Annotated in this window: 17 protein-coding genes; 3 read left to right on the top strand and 14 right to left on the bottom strand. The window is 77.3% G+C overall.

The window, feature by feature from the left end; genetic code table 11:
* Nucleotides 1–22: 22 nt before the first annotated feature.
* From LO771_RS20060 to LO771_RS20085, 6 genes are all read right to left on the bottom strand, one after another.
* The gene (locus LO771_RS20060; protein WP_230654421.1) at nucleotides 23–607 is read right to left on the bottom strand and encodes a hypothetical protein; all 585 of its coding nucleotides are present in this window, start codon (nucleotides 605–607) and stop codon (nucleotides 23–25) included.
* Complete coding sequence (locus tag LO771_RS20065; protein ID WP_230654423.1) at nucleotides 592–1,719, bottom strand: ParA family protein; 1,128 nt, start codon at nucleotides 1,717–1,719, stop codon at nucleotides 592–594. The genes LO771_RS20060 and LO771_RS20065 overlap by 16 nt, the downstream gene beginning before the upstream one ends.
* 518 nt (nucleotides 1,720–2,237) lie before the next feature.
* Nucleotides 2,238–3,353, bottom strand: a complete 1,116-nt coding sequence (gene ald / locus LO771_RS20070; RefSeq protein WP_230654425.1) for an alanine dehydrogenase — start codon at nucleotides 3,351–3,353, stop codon at nucleotides 2,238–2,240.
* A gap of 288 nt (nucleotides 3,354–3,641) precedes the next feature.
* Nucleotides 3,642–6,485 carry a tetratricopeptide repeat protein gene (locus tag LO771_RS31400; protein WP_308188954.1) on the bottom strand — a complete coding sequence of 948 codons (2,844 nt, stop codon included), beginning with the start codon at nucleotides 6,483–6,485 and terminating at the stop codon, nucleotides 3,642–3,644.
* Nucleotides 6,486–6,780: 295 nt separating this feature from the next.
* A complete protein-coding gene (locus LO771_RS20080; protein ID WP_230654427.1) occupies nucleotides 6,781–7,425 on the bottom strand; it encodes an NUDIX hydrolase in 645 nt (214 codons plus the stop codon).
* Nucleotides 7,426–7,616: 191 nt separating this feature from the next.
* Nucleotides 7,617–9,278, bottom strand: a complete 1,662-nt coding sequence (locus tag LO771_RS20085; RefSeq protein WP_230654460.1) for a CTP synthase — start codon at nucleotides 9,276–9,278, stop codon at nucleotides 7,617–7,619.
* Nucleotides 9,279–9,861: 583 nt separating this feature from the next.
* Between LO771_RS20085 and LO771_RS20090 the strand changes: the two genes are divergently transcribed.
* Nucleotides 9,862–11,787, top strand: coding sequence for a glycoside hydrolase family 15 protein (locus tag LO771_RS20090; RefSeq protein WP_230654462.1), 1,926 nt, complete (start codon nucleotides 9,862–9,864; stop codon nucleotides 11,785–11,787).
* A gap of 95 nt (nucleotides 11,788–11,882) precedes the next feature.
* Here LO771_RS20090 and LO771_RS20095 read toward each other — a convergent pair whose 3' ends face one another.
* The 4 genes from LO771_RS20095 to recN all read right to left on the bottom strand — a co-directional run bounded on the left by LO771_RS20095 (nucleotide 11,883) and on the right by recN (nucleotide 16,950).
* Nucleotides 11,883–12,593 (bottom strand): acetoacetate decarboxylase family protein, encoded by a 711-nt coding sequence (locus tag LO771_RS20095; protein ID WP_230654429.1) that lies wholly within the window; start codon nucleotides 12,591–12,593, stop codon nucleotides 11,883–11,885.
* A 226-nt stretch (nucleotides 12,594–12,819) separates the two neighbouring features.
* Complete coding sequence (locus LO771_RS20100) at nucleotides 12,820–13,986, bottom strand: glycosyltransferase family 4 protein (RefSeq protein WP_230654431.1); 1,167 nt, start codon at nucleotides 13,984–13,986, stop codon at nucleotides 12,820–12,822.
* A gap of 196 nt (nucleotides 13,987–14,182) precedes the next feature.
* Nucleotides 14,183–15,049, bottom strand: a complete 867-nt coding sequence (locus tag LO771_RS20105) for a hypothetical protein (RefSeq protein WP_230654433.1) — start codon at nucleotides 15,047–15,049, stop codon at nucleotides 14,183–14,185.
* A gap of 116 nt (nucleotides 15,050–15,165) precedes the next feature.
* The gene (gene recN / locus LO771_RS20110; RefSeq protein WP_230654464.1) at nucleotides 15,166–16,950 is read right to left on the bottom strand and encodes a DNA repair protein RecN; all 1,785 of its coding nucleotides are present in this window, start codon (nucleotides 16,948–16,950) and stop codon (nucleotides 15,166–15,168) included.
* Nucleotides 16,951–17,169: 219 nt separating this feature from the next.
* On the opposite strand from recN, the gene LO771_RS20115 reads away from it, so the two are divergent.
* On the top strand, nucleotides 17,170–17,451 hold the full coding sequence (locus tag LO771_RS20115; protein WP_230654435.1) for a hypothetical protein: 282 nt from the start codon (nucleotides 17,170–17,172) through the stop codon (nucleotides 17,449–17,451).
* A gap of 104 nt (nucleotides 17,452–17,555) precedes the next feature.
* Here LO771_RS20115 and LO771_RS20120 read toward each other — a convergent pair whose 3' ends face one another.
* The 4 genes from LO771_RS20120 to LO771_RS20135 all read right to left on the bottom strand — a co-directional run bounded on the left by LO771_RS20120 (nucleotide 17,556) and on the right by LO771_RS20135 (nucleotide 20,780).
* Nucleotides 17,556–18,458, bottom strand: coding sequence for an NAD kinase (locus LO771_RS20120; RefSeq protein ID WP_230654437.1), 903 nt, complete (start codon nucleotides 18,456–18,458; stop codon nucleotides 17,556–17,558).
* A 116-nt stretch (nucleotides 18,459–18,574) separates the two neighbouring features.
* Entirely contained in the window at nucleotides 18,575–19,381 is an 807-nt protein-coding gene (locus LO771_RS20125; RefSeq protein ID WP_230654466.1) for a TlyA family RNA methyltransferase, read from the bottom strand.
* Nucleotides 19,382–19,402: 21 nt separating this feature from the next.
* On the bottom strand, nucleotides 19,403–19,735 hold the full coding sequence (locus LO771_RS20130) for a hypothetical protein (RefSeq protein ID WP_230654438.1): 333 nt from the start codon (nucleotides 19,733–19,735) through the stop codon (nucleotides 19,403–19,405).
* Nucleotides 19,728–20,780: a hypothetical protein gene (locus tag LO771_RS20135; RefSeq protein ID WP_230654440.1), complete on the bottom strand. Its 1,053-nt coding sequence runs from the start codon at nucleotides 20,778–20,780 to the stop codon at nucleotides 19,728–19,730. Before LO771_RS20135 ends, LO771_RS20130 begins: the two co-directional genes overlap by 8 nt.
* A 297-nt stretch (nucleotides 20,781–21,077) precedes the next feature.
* Here LO771_RS20135 and LO771_RS20140 point away from each other — a divergent pair, with 297 nt between their 5' ends.
* Nucleotides 21,078–21,425, top strand: coding sequence for a sterol-binding protein (locus tag LO771_RS20140; RefSeq protein WP_230654442.1), 348 nt, complete (start codon nucleotides 21,078–21,080; stop codon nucleotides 21,423–21,425).
* Nucleotides 21,426–21,458 lie beyond the last annotated feature (33 nt).

The raw sequence follows: 21,458 nt of genomic DNA on the forward strand, positions 1-21,458 counted from the left end.
CGGGTCCCGCGGGCGCGGCGGGTCAGCGTCCGCGCAGGCGGCGCACCAGGATGCTCGCCTCGCCGCGCTGCTCCAGGTCGGCGAGGACCACGGCGACCGCCTCGCGGACGATGCGCCCGCGGTCGACGGCGAGCCCGTGCTCGCCGCGCAGGACCAGGCGCGCGTGCTCCAGGTCCATCAGCTCCTCGGCGGAGACGTACACGGTGATCTTCTCGTCGTGCCGCTCCCGGCCGCTGGGCCGCCGGGCCGCGGCGCGGGTCCTGCGGCGGGCGGGGCCGTCCGCGGCGGGCGCGGGCGCGGGCACGGCGTCGGGGCGCGGCCCCTGGCCCGGGCCGGCCGTCCGGTGCGCGGGGGCGGCGCCGCCCGCCGCGCTGCCGTGCTCCTCGGCGCCGCGGCCGTCGCCGGACGCGTCCGGCGGCCGTTCCGCGGGGTGGCGTCCCTCCTCGGGGGGCCGTTGCGCGGCGGCCCCGTCCCGGTCGGCGCCGGCCCCCCGCGCGGTCTCCGGCCGGCCCTGGTCCTGCTGCCGGGCGAGGGACGGCGAGAGGGCCATCCCCCCGGTGGTCCGGAACAGTTCGTCGGCCCCCGGGAGACTCACTCGGCGGGGCACCGGGCAAGCACCTCCCTGGCGAGCTGGCGGTAGGCGGCGGCGCCCACCGAGTTGGTGGCGTAGGTGGTGATGGGCTCGCCCGCCACGGTGGTCTCCGGGAACCGCACGGTGCGGCCGATGACGGTGTGGAAGACGTGGCCGCCGAAGGCCTCCACGACCCGGGCCAGCACCTCGCGGCTGTGCACGGTGCGCGAGTCGTACATGGTGGCCAGGATGCCGTCGAGGCGCAGCTCGGGGTTGAGCCGCTCGCAGACCTTCTCGATGGTCTCGGTGAGCAGCGCGACGCCGCGCAGCGCGAAGAACTCGCACTCCAGCGGGACGATGACGCTGTGCGCCGCGGTGAGGGCGTTGACCGTGAGCAGGCCCAGGGACGGCTGGCAGTAGATGATGATGTAGTCGTAGTCGCCGAGCAGCGGCTTGAGGGCGCGGGCGAGCGCGGACTCGCGGGCGACCTCGCTGACGAGCTGCACCTCGGCGGCGGACAGGTCGATGTTGCTGGGGAGCAGGTCCATGCCGGGGACGGCGGTCTTCAGCAGCACCTCGTCGGCGGTCATGCCCCGCTCCATGAGCAGGTTGTAGACCGTGACGTCCAGCTCCATCGGGTTGACGCCGAGGCCCACCGAGAGGGCGCCCTGCGGGTCGAAGTCGACCAGCAGCACGCGGCGGCCGTACTCGGCCAGCGCGGCGCCCAGGTTGATGGTGGACGTGGTCTTGCCGACGCCGCCCTTCTGGTTGCACATCGCGATGATCTGCGCGGGGCCGTGCTCGGCGAGCGGCGCGGGGATCGGGAAGTACGGCAGCGGGCGGCCGGTGGGGCCCACGCGCTCGCGGCGCTGGCGGGCGGCGTCCGGGGCGAGCGTCGCGGCGTACTCGGGGTCGGGCTCGTACTCGGCGTCCGGGTCCTCGTAGGAGCCGTAGGGGAACTCGGCGTAGGAGAGGCCGTGTTCGGCAGGGTCGCCGTCGCGGTCGGCGGTCTGGCGCGCCTCGAAGGTACGGACGGCGACCGAGCCGACGGCATGCAACCGGGTGCCGGCGTCCTCGCCCGGCTGGCCGGCGGCGTGCTCCGCCAGTCCTGGCTGACCACCCCCGGGAGCAAATGTCGACTCATTCACAAGTCGTCTTACCTCCTTGGCGACCAGGCCACTTCTTGATTGGTCAGCGTGAAGACAGAACGGGCAACGCCGACGGTTCGCGACTCTAGGCCGTTTCAGGCGTTCGCAGCAACACAATCAGCCGGAGTCGGCACGATGTGTCGGGTACGCGAGGGCCGTCTGTCAAGGGAGGAAAGCCGCTGTGACGGCATCGTTTTGATCCTGCGGCAAACCGGCAGGTCGCGTTGTTCACCCGCAGGAGTGATGCCTCGCACACTTGTTGACACAGCGACACTTCCGCTCCCGGAACGCACCGCGGAACAGCAGGTCGCACGGCCCGGCACGCGGTCGGGGACACGCCCGCAAGGCCGTTTCCGGGCATGCCGGAGGGCGGGACACCGCGAGGGGTGTCCCGCCCGGGCAGGACGGTCGGCGGGGACGGCCGGAGCCGTCCGGATCCCCGGGTCCCCGGCGCCGCGGCGGCGGCGCCGGGGCCGCGCCGGACCGGCGCGGACATCCGGGGGACGACGGGCGTGTCGTCAGGCGAGCACGGTGTCCAGGTCGGCGGCGTGCAGACCGTGGGCCTCGGCGACCGGGCCGTAGGTCAGCTGGCCCTCGTGGGCGTTGAGGCCCAGCGCCAGGGCCGCGTCGCGGCGGCAGGCGTCCTTCCAGCCGCGGTTGGCCAGCTCCACGATGTAGGGCAGCGTGGCGTTGGTCAGCGCGTAGGTCGAGGTGTTCGGCACCGCGCCCGGCATGTTGGCCACGCAGTAGAAGACCGAGTCGTGGACCTGGAAGGTCGGCTCGGCGTGCGTGGTGGGACGCGAGTCCTCGAAGCAGCCGCCCTGGTCGATGGCGATGTCGACGAGCACGGAGCCCGGCTTCATGCGGGAGACCAGCTCGTTGGTGACGAGCTTGGGGGCCTTGGCGCCGGGGATCAGCACCGCGCCGATGACGAGGTCGGCGTCGAGCACCGCCTTCTCCAGCTCGAAGGCGTTGGAGGCGATGGTGCGGATGCGGTTGCCGAAGATGCGGTCGGCCTCGCGCAGCTTGTTGATGTCGCGGTCGAGCAGGGTCACGTTGTAGCCCATGCCCAGCGCGATGGTGGCCGCGTGCCAGCCGGAGACGCCGCCGCCGATGACGACGGCCTTGGCCGCCGCCACGCCCGGGACGCCGCCCGGCAGCACGCCGCGGCCGCCGGCCGAGCGCATCAGGTGGTACGAGCCGACCTGCGGGGCCAGGCGGCCCGCGACCTCGGACATCGGGGCGAGCAGCGGCAGGGCGCCGTTGGCGAGCTGCACCGTCTCGTAGGCGATGGCGGTGGTGCCGGACTCCAGCAGGGCGTCCGTGCAGGGGCGCGAGGCGGCCAGGTGCAGGTAGGTGAAGAGGATCTGGCCCTTGCGCAGCCGGTGGTACTCCTCGGCGATGGGCTCCTTGACCTTGAGCACCATGTCGGCGGAGGCCCACACCTCGTCGGCGGTGTCGAGGATGGCCGCGCCGGCGGCGGTGTACTCCGCGTCCGGGATGGAGGAGCCGACGCCTGCGTCGCGCTCGATGACGACCTCGTGGCCGTTGCGGACCAGCTCATGCACGCCGGCGGGCGTGATGGCCACGCGGTACTCGTGGTTCTTGACCTCGCGGGGGATGCCGACCTTCACGGCTATACACGTCCCTTGCCCTGGTGTTCCCGACCGGCGGAACACCGGCGGGTGGTCGCAGGGCGGAGCACACCGTTGTGCGACGCCGCTGCGCATCTGCCATCGAGTGTAATGAAGCCCAGGCGATGCGCCAGCCTTACAAACCGACCAAATCTCTGGCGATCATTGGCACTTTCGTAGGCTTGCAAGGGCCCACGAGGGGACAAACCCGGCCCAATGCCCTTTCCGGCCTTTCGTCGCGGAAGCGGGCCGCCCCGCCGGGGCCCGGGCGGAGGGCCCTCCGTGCGGTCAGGAGGGGCCGGCGGACGGGCCGGACCCGCCCTCGGCGGGCAGGCCGGCCGCGAGGCCCCCGAGGGGCGGGGCGGACGGCGGCAGGGACGGCGGGGCCGACGACCGTGCGGACGGCGGAACGGGGGCGGGAGCGGGCGGCAGAACGAGGGCGGGGGCGGACGGCGGGGCCGCCTGACCGCGGTGGAGCCGGGCCCCCTCGGGGTCGCCGGCCGCCTCCAGCACGTCGGCCAGTGCCAGCAGCGCACGCCGCTCCAGTCCGCGGTCCCCGTACCGCCGGGCGGCGGCCAGCGCCTCGCCGGACGCCCGCAGCGCCTGCTCGGACCGCCCCGCCCGCATCAGCACCCGCGCCGCCTCCAGCAGCACCGGCACCTGGGCGACGCCCTCCCCGAGCCGTCGCAGCAGCGCCAGGGACGCCCGGTACTCGCGCGCCGCCTCCTCGGTCCGCCCCTGCGCGGCCAGCGCCTCGGCGAGCCGGGCGGACAGCCGGGCCTCCTCCCGCTGCTCGCCGCGGGTGCGGCGGACCGCGAGCGCCCTGGCGTACCAGTCGGCGGAGCGCAGCGGGTCGCCCAGTGCGCGGTGGGTGCCCGCGACGGCCTCCAGCACCCGGGCGGCCGCCCCCTCGTCGCCCGCGGCACGGGCCGGCTCCAGGGCGGCGTGGTAGCACTCCAGCGCCCGGGCGGGCTCCCCGGCGGCGGTGAGCAGGTCGCCCTGGTTGACCAGGGCGGCGGCCTCGCGGCCGGGCGCGCCGCCGCGCCGGGCGACCTCGCGGACCAGCCCGTGCAGCTCGAACAGCACGGCGGGCTCGGCGGGCCCGGCGGCCGGCAGGGTGCGCACCAGGGCCTCGGCGAGCCGGCCGGCCGGCCCGTCCAGGTCGGCGGCGCGGACCGCGTCGCGGGCGGCGGCCCGCAGCACCGGCAGTTCGCGGCGCAGCCAGTCGCGGGCGTGGGCGGCGGAGTGCAGCCGCAGCGGTCCGGGCAGCGGCTCGGGCGCGGGGGCCCCGGGCTCGGGGGCCAGCAGGGCGCGGCAGGACTCGACCAGGCGCACCAGGCGTTCCAGCAGCCGGGCGCGGGCGAGCTGGAGTTCGGCGGGGCGCTCGGGTCCGGTGGGCGTCCCGGCGAGGAGGGCGCGCACCCGGGCCGGAAGCCGGTGGCGGACGGTGCCGTCCGGTGCGGGCGGCTCCTCCTCCAGCAGCTGCTGCTCGGCCAGGGCCCGCAGGGTGCGCCCGGCCGCCTCGGGCGGGCAGCCGGCCAGGGCGGAGGCGGTCCGCAGGTCGGCCGCGGAGCCGGGTGCGAGGAGCAGCAGCCGCAGCATGCGGGCCTGGGCGGGCGGCAGGCCGCGGTAGAGCAGGGTGAAGGCCCGCGTCAGCGGGTCGGCGGGGGCCGGCGGTGCGGGGTCGGCCGGCTCACGCGCGGGCGGCACGGCCGGGGTGCAGGCCACCGGGCCCGGCCCGGGGACCGGCAGCGGCACGGACAGCAGGGCGGCAGGCGGCCCGGAGGGCGCTGCGGCCCCCGGCGCGGGCGGGGCGGAGGGGGCGGCCGCGGGCACCGGCGGCACGCCCGGCGCGCGGCGCGGGACGGCCGGCGGGGGGACGGCGGCAGGCGGGACGGTCGGCGGGGCGGCGGGGCGGGGCGGCCCGGCGGCCGGTCGCGGGGCGGCAGGTCGCGGGGCGGCCGGGGCCGTCCGACCGGACGGACGCGGGGCGGCTCCGGCGGACTCGGCGGACCGTGCGGCGGGCGCGCCGGAGCGGACCGCCTCCCACACCGACAGGACGTCGGACTCCGCGGGCCCGGCGGGCGACGGCCCGGACGGCGGCTGCGGCGGCCCCGCGGGGGCGCGGCGGGACGCCTCCCACACGGCGAGCATGTCCGACTCCTCGGCGGTACCGGCCCCCGGGCCGCGGTCGGGGGCCGGGCCGGGGGGCGCGGCCGGAGCGCCCCCGGAGGGGGGAGCGGGCGGCGCGGCGGGACCGGCCGCGAGGTCGCGGAGGGCGTGGACCGCGTCGGGGACGGCCGCCCGCGGCCGGGTCCGCAGCCAGCCGGCGGCCAGCCGGAGGGCGGCGGGGTGGCAGCCGCACGCCTCGGCGAGCTCGGCGGCGCCGACGGGGTCGCAGACGACGCGGGTCTCCCCCACCAGCGCGGTGAGCAGCGCCACGGCGGCGGCCGGGTCGAGGCCGCCCAGGACGCAGGGCCGGACGTCGGGGATCCCGGTGAGGGGCCCGGCGGCGGTGGCGACGACCAGGCAGCCGGGCTCGTCGGGGAGGAGCGGTTCGAGCTGCGCGGCGTCGCGGACGTCGTCCAGCACGAGGACGGTGCGGCGGCCGGTCAGGGCCCGCCGCAGGGCCTCGCAGGCGGGGTCCGGGCCGCCGTCCGCCTCCGGGCCGCCTCCGCCGGTACCGGCCGCACCGGCCGGTCCGGGGAGCCCGGCGGGTCCGGGGAGCACAGCCGGTCCGGCGTCGGCGGGCAGCCCGGCCGGGGCGGGGGCGCCGAGTGCGGCGAGGAGCTGCCGGGCGGCCTGTCCGGGCGGGACGGGCCGGTCGCCGCTGCCGTCCAGGCGGACGAAGAGCTGCCCGTCGGGGTGGTCGGCGGCGACGGTGCGGGCGAAGCGAACGGCGAGGGCGGTGCGGCCGGAGCCCGTCCGTCCGGCGACCACCAGGACGCGGCTGCGGCGGGCGGGGGCGTCCCGGTCGCCCGGCGCGGCGAGGCCGGGGCGGCCGACCTCGGCGCGCAGGGCGGCGAGCTCGGCGCGGCGGCCGGCGAAGGGGACGGGGTCCGGGGGGAGGGTGCAGGGGCCGGGCCGCCCGCTCGGGTCCTCTGGGTGGACCGCCGCCGTCTCAGCTGCCACGCGAGCCTCTCCTGACACTCACCACCGGACAGGTGCGGCGGCCTGCGCACCCCTCGTCCGGAAGGGTAGTTCACCGTGGCCGCACGCCCCGTCACCCTCCGGTCGTACCAGCCTACGGATCACCCGGAAGGAGGGGCCGGGACGGCGCGGGACCCGCACCGGGCAGCGCCGCGCCGCGCCGGGCAGCGTCGCGCCGGACGGCCCTGCGCCGGCCGACCGCACACCGTCCGGCGGATCGCGGACCGGCGGCGGACCGGCGGCAGGCCGACGCGCAGGCCGGCGGGCGGCACCCGGGTCAGGCCGCCGGGAACGGCCGGGCCGGCCACGGCGCGTCCGCCGGCCGCAGCGCGCCGGCTCCGCCGCCGCGCAGCGCGGCGTGGGCCGCGAGCACGCCGGTGACCAGCGACGGGCTGTGGAGGTGCCCCGCGAGGATCCGGGCGACCAGGTCCGCCAGCGGCACGCGGGCGGTCTCGATCTCCGCCTCCTCGCCCTCCCCGGCGTGCCGCTCGCCCTCGGCGTCGCCGAGGCCGCGGGCGAGGAAGATCCGCAGGGCCTCGTCGGAGCCGCCGGGCGTGGTGTAGAAGTCGACCAGCACCCGCCAGTCGTCGGCCTTGCAGTGGGCCTCCTCGTACAGCTCGCGCTGCGCGGCGTGCAGGGGGTTCTCGCCGGGCACGTCGAGGAGGCCGGCCGGGATCTCCCACATGCGCTGGCGCACGGGGTGCCGGTACTGGCGGATCAGCAGGACGCGCTCCTCGGCGTCGAGGGCGAGGACGGCGACCGAGCCGGGGTGCAGCTGGTAGTCGCGGCCGGCGGTGGAGCCGTCGGGCATCCGCAGCCGGTCGGTCCGCACACCGGTGACCGCGCCCCGGAAGGGCGTCTCGGAGGAGAGGACCGGCCACTCCTCGGCCAGGTCGCGGATGTCGGCTGCGCTGCCTGTCATGGGCTCTGCACCTCTCCAGTCGTCGCTCGGGCCCGGCGGCCGGGTCCCGCCCGGCCGCCGTCCGGGGGCCGCCGTCCGCGACCAGAGGTCCGGTGCTCGGGGCCCGGGGTCCAACCTAGCGCGACGGCGGCCGCACAAGATCGTGCGGCCGCCGTCGCGGCGTGGTGCGGCCCGGGCAGGCGCCGGTGCGGCTACTTCCCGGCCTGCTCCTGCTGCCGGGTGATGGCCGCGGCGACCAGGCCCGCGAAGAGCGGGTGCGGGCGGGTCGGCCGGGACTTCAGCTCCGGGTGGGCCTGGGTGGCCACCAGGTAGGGGTGCACGTCGCGCGGGTACTCGACGTACTCCACGAGGTCGCCCTTGGGCGAGAGCCCGGAGAAGACCAGACCGGCCTTCTCCAGCTCGGCGCGGTAGGAGTTGTTGACCTCGTAGCGGTGGCGGTGCCGCTCCTCGACGTACTGCTCGCCGCCGTAGACCTCGCGGACGATGGAGCCCTCCGCGAGCCTGGCCGGGTACAGGCCGAGCCGCATGGTGCCGCCGAGGTCGCCCTTGCCCTCCACGATGTCGAGCTGCTCGGCCATGGTGGAGACGACCGGGTGCTGGGCGGCGGGCTCGAACTCGGTGGAGTTGGCCCCGTCGAGGCCGGCGAGGCTGCGGGCGGCCTCGATGACCACGCACTGCAGGCCCAGGCAGAGGCCGAGCAGCGGCACGCCGTTCTCGCGGGCGTAGGTGATGGCGGAGACCTTGCCGTCCACGCCGCGCTCGCCGAAGCCGCCGGGGATGCAGATCGCGTCGACGTCGCCGAGCTGCTCGCGGGCGCCCTCGGGGGTGCGGCAGTCGTCGGAGGTGACCCACTTGATCTGGACGCGGGCGTTGTTGCCGAAGCCGCCGGCGCGCAGCGCCTCGGTGACCGACAGGTACGCGTCGGGCAGGTCGATGTACTTGCCGACCAGCGCGACCCTGACCTGGTGCGCGGGCTGGTGGACGCGGCGCAGGAGGTCGTCCCACTCGGTCCAGTCGACGTCGCGGAAGGGCAGGTCGAGACGGCGCACCACGTAGGCGTCCAGGCCCTCGCTGTGCACGACCTTGGGGATGTCGTAGATCGACGGCGCGTCGGGGCAGGCGATCACCGCCTCCTCGTCCACGTCGCACATCAGGCTGATCTTGCGCTTGATGGCCTGCGGGACCTGGCGGTCGGCGCGCAGCACGATGGCGTCGGGCTGGATGCCGATGTTGCGCAGGGCCGCGACGGAGTGCTGGGTGGGCTTGGTCTTCAGCTCGCCGGAGGGGCCGATGTACGGGAGCAGCGAGACGTGCACGAAGAAGACGTTGTCCCGGCCGACCTCGTGGCGGACCTGGCGGACGGCCTCCAGGAACGGCAGCGACTCGATGTCGCCGACGGTGCCGCCGACCTCGGTGATGACCACGTCGACGTCGTCGGTGGCCATGCGGCGGATGCGGGACTTGATCTCGTTGGTGATGTGCGGGATGACCTGGACGGTGTCGCCCAGGTACTCGCCGCGCCGCTCCTTGGCGATCACCGTGGAGTAGACCTGGCCGGTGGTGACGTTGGCGGAGCCGTGGAGGTTGGTGTCCAGGAACCGCTCGTAGTGGCCGATGTCCAGGTCGGTCTCGGCGCCGTCGTCGGTGACGAAGACCTCACCGTGCTGGAACGGGTTCATGGTGCCCGGGTCCACGTTGAGGTACGGGTCGAGCTTCTGCATGGTGACCCGGAGGCCCCGCGCCTTGAGGAGGGCGCCGAGGCTGGAGGCGGTGAGCCCCTTGCCCAGGGAGGAGGCCACACCTCCGGTGACGAAGAGGTGCTTGGTCGTCTGGGTCTTGCCGGAGTGGGGCAGTGCCAAGAGGGGGCTCCCGTGGGTCGCAGGTCGTGGCTGACGCCTGTGGAGGGGGGCCCGGCTGCCGCGCCGCGACGGTCCGCCGACGGCCGGAGGGCCGCGGGGGGCGTCGGGGGGGGCGGGTACCGTGCGGTGAATCCCACCAGTCCACGGGGTACCAGGGTATCAGTGCCCGGGCAGGTGCGTGCTCCGGCGGGGGTCCGGGCGGTTCCGGGGGAGGCCCGGAAGGATCAGTTCCGCATGGCCCGCAGGGGTGGTCGCGCACCCTCCGGTCGGGCTACTTTTCACACGATCGCGGGTGATCGCGCCCGCCGCGGCGGCCCGAGGTCTCCACAGCCGCCCCATCCGTCGTATTCTGCACGGACGCATCGCCGACATCAGGGCCGTCGGTCGCAGGGGGGCGGTCGACGCCCCCTGCCGCCGTCCACCACCCGCCCCACACATCCGGAGCCGCCGAGGCTTCCACGGCCACCCCGGGCGCCGCCTGCGTACGAGGGAAGCTCCAGCGATCGCCGAGCGACGGCCCCCCACCATGACCACACCGCCGGACGATGCCGTGCACCATCGCGAACTGGAGATCCACGTGGCCGGCCGTATCGAGGACTACGCACTCATCGGGGACATGCAGACCGCCGCCCTCGTCAGCAGGGACGGGGCGGTGGACTGGCTCTGCCTGCCCCGATTCGACTCCCCCGCCGTCTTCGCGGGGCTGCTCGGCACCGACGAGCACGGCTTCTGGCGGATCGGACCGGCCGACGAGGCCCCCGCGCCCGCCGCCCTCCCCCGGATGGAGCCCGTCGAGTTCAGCGAGTTCGAGTCCACCGGGGAACTGCGCATCCCGGTGACCGCGCACGCCCCGGCCGTCCCCGCCGACCGCCGCCGCTACCGGGGCGACTCCCTGATCCTGGAGCAGGAGTGGGACACGCCGCACGGCGGCGTCCGCGTGATCGACTTCATGCCGCCGCGCCACCTCACCGAGGGCGGCGGCGTGCCGCAGATGATCCGCATCGTGGAGGGCCTCTCCGGCCGGGTGCGGATGCGCTCCGCGCTGCGGATGCGCTTCTCCTACGGCCGGGTGGTGCCCTGGGTGCACCGCATCGACGAGCCCGACGGCTCGTACCGCACCGTCGCCGTCGCCGGGCCCGACTCGGTCTGGCTGGACGGGGAGGCGGAGAGCTACGGGCGCAACCTCACCACCTACTCGGACTTCACCGTCGGTGAGGGCGAGCGCGTCGCCTTCGCCCTCACCTGGCAGGCCTCCCACCTGCCCGCCCCCGACCGGCCGGACCCGGAGGCGGCGCTGGAGGCCACCGAGGAGTTCTGGCGCGGCTGGGTCGCCCAGTGCACCTTCGCGGGCGCCTACCGCGAGCCGGTGGTCCGCTCCCTGATCACCCTCAAGGCGCTCACCTACGCCCCCACCGGCGGCATCGTCGCGGCCCCCACCACCTCGCTGCCCGAGGACATCGGCGGCGTCCGCAACTGGGACTACCGCTACACCTGGCTGCGGGACGCCGCCATCACCCTCTCCTCGCTGCTGCGCACCGGCTACCGCGAGGAGGCCCGCGCCTGGCGCGAGTGGCTGCTGCGCGCGGTGGCCGGCGACCCGGAGAACCTGCAGATCATGTACGGCATCGCCGGCGAGCGCGAGCTCGGCGAGATGGAGCTCGACTGGCTGCCCGGCTACGAGGGCTCGGCCCCCGTCCGCACCGGCAACGGCGCCGCCGACCAGCTCCAGCTCGACGTGTACGGCGAGGTCGTCGAGGCGCTGCACCTGGCGCACATGACCGGCCTGGCCCGCAGCGACCACGCCCACATGCTGCAGCTCAAGCTCATCGGCTACCTGGAGAAGCACTGGACCGAGCCCGACGAGGGCATCTGGGAGGTCCGCGGCCCCCGCCGCCACTTCGTGCACTCCAAGGTGATGGCCTGGGTGGCCGTCGACCGCACCATCAAGCTGCTGGAGGGCACGCCCACCGACGGGCCGATCGAGCGCTGGCGCGAGCTGCGCGACTCCATCCACCGCGACGTGTGCGAGAAGGGCTACGACGCCGAGCGCAACACCTTCACCCAGTACTACGGCGGGCGGGAGCTGGACGCGTCGCTGCTGCTCATCCCGCAGGTCGGCTTCCTGCCGCCGGACGACAAGCGGGTGATCGGCACCATCGAGGCGATCCAGCGGGAGCTGCTCACCGAGGACGGCTTCGTGCTGCGCTACCCCACCCACGGCACCGACGGCCGCAACGTGGACGGCCTGCCCGGCGACGAGGGTGCCTTCCTGGCCTGCTCCTTCTGGCTGGCGGACGACCTGGCCATGATCGGCCGGGTCGGCGAGGCGCGGGAGCTGTTCGAGAAGCTGCTGGCCCTGCGCAACGACGTCGGCCTGCTCGCCGAGGAGTGGGACCCGCGGCGCAAGCGCCAGGTCGGCAACTTCCCGCAGGCGTTCAGCCACGTGCCGCTGATCGACACCGCCCTGCGGCTGAACGCCAGCGGCGCCTACCAGGAGCGCTGAGGCCCCCGCCGGACCGGGCGGGAGCGGCCCCCCGGGCGGGAGCGGCCCCCCCCGGGTGGGAGCGGCTCCCCGGGTGGGGCTCGCCGGGGGCGGGCTCACCGGGGGCGGGGGCGCTGCCCGCCGCCCGTCGCGCGGTGCACCGTCCGCTCGCGGGCGGAGCGCAGCTCGACGGTGCCCCAGAAGCAGTCCCGCATGCGGACCGGCTCCAGGGCGAGGAGCGGGTCCAGCTCGGAGAACGTGTCCACGGTCACCAGGCCGGGCCCGGCCTCCAGGGCCGTGCCGTCGATCACCAGGTCGGTCCGCACCAGCCGGTACGGGCCGGCCGGGCCCCGGTGCGGGATGTCCGGGTCCCCGCGCACCTGGAGCAGCGGCGGCCCGGCGAACTCGTCCACCGACGCCGGGCGGTCCGGGGTCGCGGTCACGGTGATCAGCCGTCCGCCGTCGGCGCCGCCCACGGTGAGGATGCGCTGCCCGGCGGCGGCCGACATCCCGATGTCGGCCCGCCGGCGCGGCCCGGCGGCGCCCACCAGTCCGGCCTCCGGCTCCTCCGACCGGCTGCAGTAGGCCACCGGGAAGAAGTGGTGCAGCTCGTCGGCGAAGCGCACGCGCACCGCCACCGCGGCCAGCCGGTAGGGCGGGCCGGGGAAGGGGAAGTCCAGGCCCCACACCGCGCAGCGCACCGGGTCGTCCCACGGCTCGACGCCGGCGGGCAGCAGAGGCTCCACGAGCTCGCCGTCGGCCTCGTACGTCCCGACCAGCACCCTGACCCCGGGGAACCTGCGCTCCCCGCCGGCATCCCCGGCCATCGTCCTCCTCGCGGCACGCCCGGTCGGCACGGGCGCGGCCGTACCCGACAGTCTCGGCGCGGCGGGGCCGGGGCGCCAGCCGGGCGGATCCGGGAGGCCCGGGCGGATCCGCGCCGGACCGGCCGGGAGCCTGCCTCCCGGCGCCGTCCTGGGCCGTCCGGGGCCGCCCCGGAGGGGCAGGGTGGCGGGCGTGCGGGCCCGCGGACGGGGGGCCGCGGGCGGGGCGTCAGGCCCGCTGGACCAGCTCGTCGTAGACGGAGAGCACCTGGGCGACGGTGGCCGCCTCGTCCGGCCACGTCTCGGACTGGGCCCTGCCCTGCTCCGCCAGCAGGGCACGGCGCGGCGCGTCCGCGAGCAGGTCCGCGACGGCCCGGCCCAGCGCACGCGGGTCCCCGTGGGGCACCAGCACCGCCGCGTCGCCGACCAGCTCCGGCAGCCCGCCAACGGCGGTGGCCACCAGCGGCACCCCGGCGCGCAGCGCCTCCTGCGCCACCAGCGGGCGCGCCTCCCAGCAGCTGCTGATCACCACGACGTCGGCGGCGGCCAGCAGGTCCGGCACGTCGGTGCGGTGGCCGAGCAGCCGCACCGGCAGGCCCTCGGCCTCGGCGCGGTCGCGGAGCGCGGCGCCCTCCGGCCCCTCCCCCGCGATGAGGACCAGCGGCCGCGGGCCGGGGCCGGTGAACTCCCGCGAGGCGTCCAGCAGCAGGTCGAAGCCCTTCTGCGGGGCCAGCCGGCCGACCGCGAGCACCACCGGGCGGTCGCCGTCCGCTCCGGGCAGCGCCGCGCGGGCCGCGGCCCGGTCCAGGGTCGGGGCGGGCAGCGGCGGCGCCGCCACCGGCCCCAGGCGGGCGTCGCCGGCGCCCAGTTCCCGGGCGCGGGCGACCAGGTCGGAGGAGGCGCCCAGCAGCAGGTCGGCGGCGCGCGCCACCCGCCGCTCCATCAGGCGCATCAGCCGCCGCTCCATGCCGGTGCCGAGCAGGGCGTGGTGCACGGTGACGACGAGCGGGGTCTGCGGCCGCATGCCGGGCACCCGGCCGGCGGTCCGCAGGGCCAGGTCGGAGAGGAGTCCGGCGCGCAGCCCGTGGGCGTGGACCACCCCGGCGCCGGTGAAGGCCCGGCGCAGCTCGCCGATGGCGGCCGCGTCGCTGCGCGGGCCGGAGCTGGGGGTGATCTCCACGGGGTGGAAGCGGGCGCCGGTCTCGGAGAAGCCGAATAGGGGGTCGGTGGCGGCCGGGCCGCACACGGTCACCTTGAGGCCGTGCGCGACGAGCCCCTGGGCGAGGGAGCGCACGTGGGCGCCGACGCCGCCGGTGCTGGCGGCGACGACGAGCACCGCGTGCAGCTGGCCCGGCTCGGGGGCGGGGGCCGCCCCCCGGGCAGAGGTGTCGTCCACGTGGTTCGCTCCGAGTAGATCTGGTCCGCCGAGCTCTCCCGGCGCGAGGGGACGGCCGGTCCGCGGCCCGGGCCGGCGCCCGGCACCGCAGGTGTGCACCGCAGAGTACAGGGGCCGCGGGGCCGGATGACGCCTCCGGCGGCCGGGGGTCGCCGGAGGGGGGCGGACGGCCGGTCCGGAGGGACCTGCCGGTCCGTCAGGAGGAGGGCCGTGCGGCCCGTCCCGCCCGGTCCAGGGCGCGCAGCGGCTGCCGCGCCCACCATCCCTCCCCGTACAGGCCGCGCCCGGCCGCGGCGTGGAGGGCCAGCAGGGCCGCCGCGCGCACCGCCAGCCCGGTCCGCCCGGACCCGGCGGCCCACGCCGTGCCGAGGGCCGCGCCCAGGGCGAGCGCGCCGCCCGTGCCGGGCGTGGTCCGCTCGCCGAGGTCGTCGGGGAGCAGCGCGGCGGCGGCGCCCACCGGGGCGGCGGCGGCCGCGGCCCCGGGGCCGCCGCGCAGCACCGTGGGCAGCCCGGCGGCCACGACCGCCTTGGCGGCGCGGCCGGGGCGCGCGTCGAGCAGGTCAGCCGCGCCGGCCGTGCCGGCGACGACCGCGGCGGCCAGCAGCCGGTCCGGGGTGTTGCGGTGCAGGAGGCAGCCGGCGGCGAGGCCGGCCGCGCCGACGCCGGCGAGCCGCACGGCGCCGCCGGTGACCCGGCCGCGCCGCAGCGCCGCCAGGTGGGCGCGCAGGCCGCGCTCCTTCCCGCCCGCCATGTCGTCGGCGACGCCGGCCCCGGCCCCGGCCACGGCGGCCAGTGCGGCGGCGGCGCGGACCGGCGGCGGCAGCTGGGGGGCGGCGGCGACGGCCGTGGCCGCCGCGACGGCGACGGCGGGGCCCTGGTAGAGGGTGACGACGCGGCCGCGGCCGTTGCGGCGCTCCCACAGGGCGGGCTCACCGGGCGGCACCCGGTCCAGGGCCGCGTACACCGCCCTGGCTGCGCCGGCCGCGGCGAGGAGCACGAGCAGCCGCCCGCGGCCGCCGCCCTCGTCCCCGTGCCGTCCCGCGCGCTCGGTCCGTCCCGCCACGGCTCCTCCTCGTCCTGTGCCGGCCCGTGGTGTGCCGGCGCGTCCTGTACCGATCCGTCCCGTACCGGCCCGTCCCGGGGCGGCCCGCCCCGGCCGGGTGGGGCGGGCCCCGGCCGTCAGGAGGCGGCCCGGTCCGGGCGCCGGGGGGCGCGGGCGGCCGCCAGCAGCTCCTCGGCGTGGGCGCGGCCGAGCTCGGAGTCCTCCAGTCCGGCCAGCATGCGCGAGAGCTCGCGGACCCGCTCGGCGTCGTCCAGCGTCTTGACCCCCGAACGGGTGACGGTGCCGTCGCTGGTCTTCTCCACCACCAGGTGCCGGTCGGCGAAGGCCGCCACCTGCGGCAGGTGGGTGACCACCACGACCTGCGCGCTCTCCGCGAGCTTCGCCAGCCGGCGGCCGATCTCCACCGCCGCCTTGCCGCCGACACCCGCGTCGACCTCGTCGAAGAGGTACGTGGGCACCGGGTCGGCCCCGGCGAAGACCACCTCCACGGCGAGCATCACCCGGGACAGCTCGCCGCCCGAGGCGCCCTTGGCGATCGGCCGGGGCGGCGCGCCCGGGTGCGGGGCGAGCAGCACCTCGACCTCGTCGACGCCGTGCGGGCCGTAGGCGACGGTGCGGCCGCCGACCTCCAGGCCGTCCCCGGCGTCGGCGTCGGTCTGCGCGATGGCGAAGGTCACCCGGGCGTGCGGCATGGCCAGCTCGGTGAGCTCGGCGGTGACCGCCTCGGCGAACCGGCCCGCGGCGGCGTGCCGGGCGGCGGACACCTCGGCGGCGAGCGCGGACAGCTCGGCGCGCAGCGCCTCCCGCTCGGCCGCCAGCTCCCCGATGCGGTCGTCGTCGCCCTCCAGCTCCGCCAGCCGGGCCGCGGCGTCCTCGGCCCAGCGCAGCACCGCGGTGGTGCCGGACCCCTGCGCGTCGTCGCCGGCGGCGCCCGGTTCGGGGGCGCCGTACTTGCGGACCAGGTGGGAGAGGACCGACCGGCGCTCCTCCACGGCCGCCAGCCGCACCGGGTCGGCGTCCAGCCCGTCGGCGTAGCCGGCCAGGTCGGCGGCGACGTCGGCGAGCAGGTAGCCCACCTCGTCGAGGCGGTCGGCGAGCGCGGCGAGCCGCGGGTCGTGCGCCCGTACGGCGTCCAGGGCGCGCCTGGCCTGGGCGACCAGCGTGCCCGCGTCCACCGAGTCGGGCTCGGCGGGGTCGCCGGCCAGCGCGCCGTGGGCGAGCGTCGCGGACGAGGACAGGGCGTCGGCGTGGCCGAGGCGCTCGGCCTCGGCGGCGAGCTCGGCGTCCTCGCCCGGCAGCGGCTCGGCGGCGGCGACCTCCTCCAGGCCGAAGCGCAGCAGGTCCGCCTCCTGGGCCCGCTCCCGGGCCCGCGTGGTCAGCTCCTCCAGCGTCGCCGCGACCTCCCGCAGCCGCCGGAAGGCCTGCTGGTACCGCTCCAGCGGCTTGGAGACGGCGGCGCCCGCGTACCGGTCGAGGGCGCCCCGCTGCCGGGACGGCTTGAGCAGCCGCTGCTGGTCGGTCTGGCCGTGGACGGCGATGAGGTCCTCGCCGAGCTCGGCGAGCAGGCCCACCGGGACCGACCGGCCGCCGACGTGCGCCCGCGAGCGCCCCTCGGCGGAGACGGTGCGGCTGACCAGCAGCGCGCCCTCGTCCAGCTCGGCCCCCGCCTCGGCGGCGCGGACGGCCGCGGGGGACGCCGCGTCGAGGCTGATCCGGCCCTCGACGACGGCCCGCCCGGCCCCGGTGCGGACCAGCGCGGGGTCCGCGCGGCCTCCGAGCAGCAGTCCCAGGCTGGTGACCACCATCGTCTTGCCCGCGCCGGTCTCGCCCGTCACCGCGGTGAACCCGGGCGACAGCTCGACGACAGCGTCGTCGATCACGCCCAGCGCCTGTATCCGCATCTCCTCCAACACGGACACGACCTTACGAGGTTCGAGGGCCCGAGTGCGACGAGCACCCGCGCCGTGGCGGAGGGTTCCTTCGATCCGGTCGGGTTTTCCGGGAGCCGGACGCGGTACCCGGCAGGCAGGACGTGCCGCGGGGCGACCGCGGCCCGGAGCCGCCGGATCCCCGGGGCGGCCGGGCCCGTCCCGGCGGCACCGGCGGAGAGGAGTGCCGCCATGACCGACTGGACGCGACCGGCGGGTCAGGGCCCCTCGGACGGAGGGCTGGTGCCGGACTTCGACCGGCTGCCGGCCTCCGACCTGCGCAACCGCATCAGGTCCCTCACCCTGGAGCAGCTGCGGGAGCTGCTCGCGCACGAGGAGGGCCATGGCCGGCGGGCGGACGTGGTGGAACTGCTCCGGGCCCGGATGGAGCTCCTCGCCGCCTCGCAGGGCCTGCCGCCCACCGGGCCGGGCAGGCCCGGGGCCGGTCCCGGGGCCGGTCCGGCCCGGGAGTGACCCCGCGCACCCCGCGCACCCCGTGCGGCACCGGGCCCGGCACGCACCGCGCCGGGCCCGTGCCGGGCGGCGGGCCGGGACCTGGCCGGCCCGCCGCCCGGGGCTCAGCCGGCGTGCGGGGCGCCCCGCCAGCCCGTGACCGGCAGCGCGAACTTCGCCACCAGCCGGTCCGTGAACGGCGCCCGGTGCAGCCGCGCCAGCCGGACCGGGATGCGGCCGCGCCGCACCTCCACCCGGGCCCCCGCGGGCAGCTCCACCGACCGCCGCCCGTCGCACCAGAGCACGCCGTGCGGCGTCTTCGGCAGCACCTCCACCGCCAGCACCGAGTGCGGCGACGTCACCAGCGGCTTGGCGAAGAGCGCGTGGGCGCTGATCGGCACCATGAGCAGCGCCTCGACCTCCGGCCACACCACCGGCCCGCCCGCGGAGAACGCGTACGCCGTCGAGCCAGTGGGCGTCGCGCAGACCACGCCGTCGCAGCCGAAGGTGGACACCGGGCGGCCGTCCACCTCGGTCACGACCTCCAGCATCCGCTCCCGCGACGCCTTCTCCACCGACGCCTCGTTGAGCGCCCAGTCGCGGTGGATGACCCGGCCGTCGGCGCGGACGAGGACGTCGATCGTCATCCGCTCCTCGACCTCGTAGTCCGCGTCGACGACGCGCTGCACGACCTTCGCCAGGTCGTCGCGCTCCGCCTCGGCGAGGAAGCCGACCCGGCCCAGGTTGACGCCCAGCATCGGCACGCCCGTCTGCCGCGACAGCTCGGCGCCGCGCAGCAGGGTGCCGTCGCCGCCGGCCACCAGGATCAGCTCGCAGCCGCCCACCGCCCCGGGCGCCGCCGCCACGGTCTCCACCCCTGCGGGCAGGTCCATGTCCTCGGCCTCCGCGGCCAGCACTCTGATCCCGATGCCGGCCTTCAGCAGGCCGTGAACCAGGTGCTCGACGCTGCGCAGCGCGGCCGCACGGCCGGTGTGCGCGATCAGGAAGACCGTTCGCAAGTCACTCATGCCCTCTCCTACGCCTGCCCGGGCGTCCGTGGCCGGGTGGCGTCCCCTCCTGTCAGCGGTGGACCGCGTCCTCGGTGCGGCCGTGCCCTTGGTGCTGCGGGGACGTGGACCGCACCCTACCGGGGCCCTTCGTCCACGGCGCGGTCCGCTTCGGCCGGATCGAGCGGGGGCGCGCCCCGCCGGAACCAGAGGAAGTACTCGACGTTGCCCGACGGCCCCGGCAGCGGGCTCGCCGCGACCCCGAGCACCCCGAGGCCCAGCTCCCAGCCCTGGGCGGCGACCTGCCGCACCGCCTCGGCCCGCAGCGCCGGGCTGCGGACCACGCCGCCGCTGCCGAGCCGCTCCCGGCCGACCTCGAACTGGGGCTTGACCATGAGGACCAGGTCGGCGTCGGGCGCGCAGCAGGAGGCCAGCGCGGGCAGCACCAGCCCCAGCGGGATGAACGACAGGTCGCCGACGACCACGTCCACCGGCTCGCCGCCGATCCGCTCCAAGGTCAGCTCGCGGACGTTCGTGCGGTCCATGACGGTGACCCGCCCGTCGCTCTGCAGCGACCAGGCCAGCTGCCCGTAGCCGACGTCCACCGCCAGCACGTGCCCGGCCCCGGCGCGCAGCAGCACGTCGGTGAAGCCGCCGGTGGAGGCGCCCGCGTCCAGGCAGCGGCGGCCCTCGACGGTCAGGCCCCGCGGGCCGAACGCCGCCAGTGCGCCGGCCAGCTTGTGGCCGCCGCGCGAGACGTAGTCCGGGTCGTTCTCGTCCTTCGCCACCACGACGGCCGCCGACGTCTCCACCTGGGTGGCCGGCTTGGTCGCGGTGGTGCCGCCGACGGTCACCCGGCCGGCCGCGATCAGCTCGCTCGCGTGCTCACGCGAGCGGGCCAGCCTGCGGCGGACGAGTTCCGCGTCGAGTCGGCGTCGTGCCACTGCCACGGGTTGCTTCAGCTCCTAGGGCCCCGGGACGGGGCCGGGTCGGTTGTCCAGGGCGGCCAGGGTGTCCCGCAGCCGCTGGTGGACATCCTCGTACAGGGGGACGTGGGCGTCGGCAGGGGTACCGTCCGCGGCCTCCAGGCGGGCCAGGGCGGCGTCCACCGCGGCGTGGCCGGTCTCCTCCACGGCGAGGCCCAGCGGCTCCTCCGACGGCGCCCAGGGCCCGCCGCCGGGACGGGACCCGGGCGGGACCGCGGCGGCGGTGACGGGCCCGGCGGGAGGCCCTCCAGGGCCGCCGGGGGGCTCGGCGGGGGCGGACCCAGGCGCGGGCTCGGGCACGGACTCAGCCATCGGCGGTCTTCCGGGCGGCGGTCTTCTTCGCCGCGGCCTTCTTCACCGCGGCCGTCCCGGCCGCCGCCGTCTTCTTCGCCGCCGCCTTCTTCGCCGCCGCCTTCTTCGCCGCAGGTGCCGCGGCCGTCTTCGCGGTGGTCGTCTTCGCGGTGGTCGTCTTCGTGGCCGCCTTCTTCGCGGCTGCCTTCCTCGCCGCCGTCGCCTTCTTCGCGGCGGTCCCGGTCGCGGCCGGCTTCCCCGCGGAGGCGGCGGCGACCTGCTCCAACGCCTCGGCGGCCGAGGTCCCGGCGGGAGCGGTCCTCTTCACGGGCGTGCTCTTCCTCGCCGCCGCGGCCTTCTTCGCGGCGGCGGTGCTCCGCCCGGCGGGCGCCTTCCCCGCGGCGACCGTCGCCGCCGCGGCCACCTGTGCCGCCGTCGCCTTCTTCGCGGCGGTCCCCGCGGCGGTCCTCTTCGCAGCGGCCTTGGCCGTGGCCTTCTCCGCTGCGGCCGTCCCGCCGGCCGCAGCGGTCCTCCGCGGCGTCGGGGCCTTCCGTGCCGGGGCCTTGCGCGCGGGGGCCGGCACGGGGGCCGGTACGGGCTCCTCCACGACCGGGATCCGCTCCGGCCTGGTCGACCGCTCCTCGGCCGTCTCCTCGTGCCAGTCGGCGAACAGCTTCCCCGCCCTGGGCTGAGGGGTCGTCTCCTGCGGCTTCCCGCCGCCCTTCTCCACCTCCCTCAGCTTGCGCTCCAGCAGTTCCAGCACCACGCCGACCTTGACGGCCTGGTCGCCGATCCAGCCGACGACGTGCCAGGCGCGCTCGGCCTCGGTGCGGGCGAAGCCGGTCAGCGCGTCCCTGCCCTCACGACCGGCCGCGGCCGCGTCCCCGGCGAGCGACTGCAGGGACCGCGCGGAGGCGGGGACCTGGTCGGCCAGCGTGTGCCGCAGGCCGTCGACGTCCACCCCCGTACGGTCCAGCAGGTCCTTGGCCGTGTGCACCGTCCGCCTGCCCGCCTCCTCGGCGATGCCTGCGGCGGACTGCACCCAGCCGCGCAGCGTGTCGCGCATCAGGTCCTCCTCGCTTCCGTCACGCCCGCCCCGGCCCACCCGGTCGGCGCCGGGGCGCCCGTGATCGCCGGGACGCCCCCTGACGACGCTACCGCCTCCCGGCGTCCCGCGGCGGCCCGGCGAGCGGGCCCGCCGCGTCGCCGGACGCGTCCGCGCCCTGGGGTACCGTCACCGGGAGCCCGCACGACGGACAGGCCCGGACGACGGACAGGCCGGACGGCGGGCGCACCCGGACCACCGGCGGCGGACGACCCGCAGCAACGCACGAGCAGCAACGCACGAGGGGAGCGGACACCCATGGCGACCTCCGAGGAGTGCCGCACGGCACTGACCCGGCTCAGCGAGAACCTCGCGCGCTCCCAGGGCGACGTCCGCAGCGCCGCCGCGGTGGACCGCTCGCTCACCTGCTGGGTCACCGACCTGGACGTCACGTTCTCCGGCCACCTGCGCGACGGCCGCATCCAGGACGTCGTCGAGACCCCGGGGCCGCCCGCCGAGAAGGCCCAGATCCGGCTCGCGATGGCCAGCGACGACCTGGTCGCGCTCGTCGCGGGACAGCTCCACTTCGCCTCCGCCTGGGCGCACGGCAGGGTCCGGCTGGAGGCGGGGCTGCGCGACCTGCTGCGGCTGCGGTCACTGATCTGACGCCCCCGCCGGGCGGCCCCGCAGACCGTCCGC

The sequence above is a fragment of the Streptacidiphilus sp. ASG 303 genome, from assembly GCF_020991365.1.
Lineage (GTDB): Bacteria > Actinomycetota > Actinomycetes > Streptomycetales > Streptomycetaceae > Peterkaempfera.

Coding starts and splice junctions, on each gene's coding strand:
- LO771_RS20080 (WP_230654427.1), bottom strand. CDS start 7,425: ATGACAGGCAGCGCAGCCGACATCCGCGACCTGGCCGAGGAGTGGCCG.
- LO771_RS20095 (WP_230654429.1), bottom strand. CDS start 12,593: ATGGCCGGGGATGCCGGCGGGGAGCGCAGGTTCCCCGGGGTCAGGGTG.
- recN (WP_230654464.1), bottom strand. CDS start 16,950: ATGCGGATACAGGCGCTGGGCGTGATCGACGACGCTGTCGTCGAGCTG.
- LO771_RS20115 (WP_230654435.1), top strand. CDS start 17,170: ATGACCGACTGGACGCGACCGGCGGGTCAGGGCCCCTCGGACGGAGGG.
- LO771_RS20120 (WP_230654437.1), bottom strand. CDS start 18,458: ATGAGTGACTTGCGAACGGTCTTCCTGATCGCGCACACCGGCCGTGCG.
- LO771_RS20130 (WP_230654438.1), bottom strand. CDS start 19,735: ATGGCTGAGTCCGTGCCCGAGCCCGCGCCTGGGTCCGCCCCCGCCGAG.
- LO771_RS20135 (WP_230654440.1), bottom strand. CDS start 20,780: ATGCGCGACACGCTGCGCGGCTGGGTGCAGTCCGCCGCAGGCATCGCC.
- LO771_RS20140 (WP_230654442.1), top strand. CDS start 21,078: ATGGCGACCTCCGAGGAGTGCCGCACGGCACTGACCCGGCTCAGCGAG.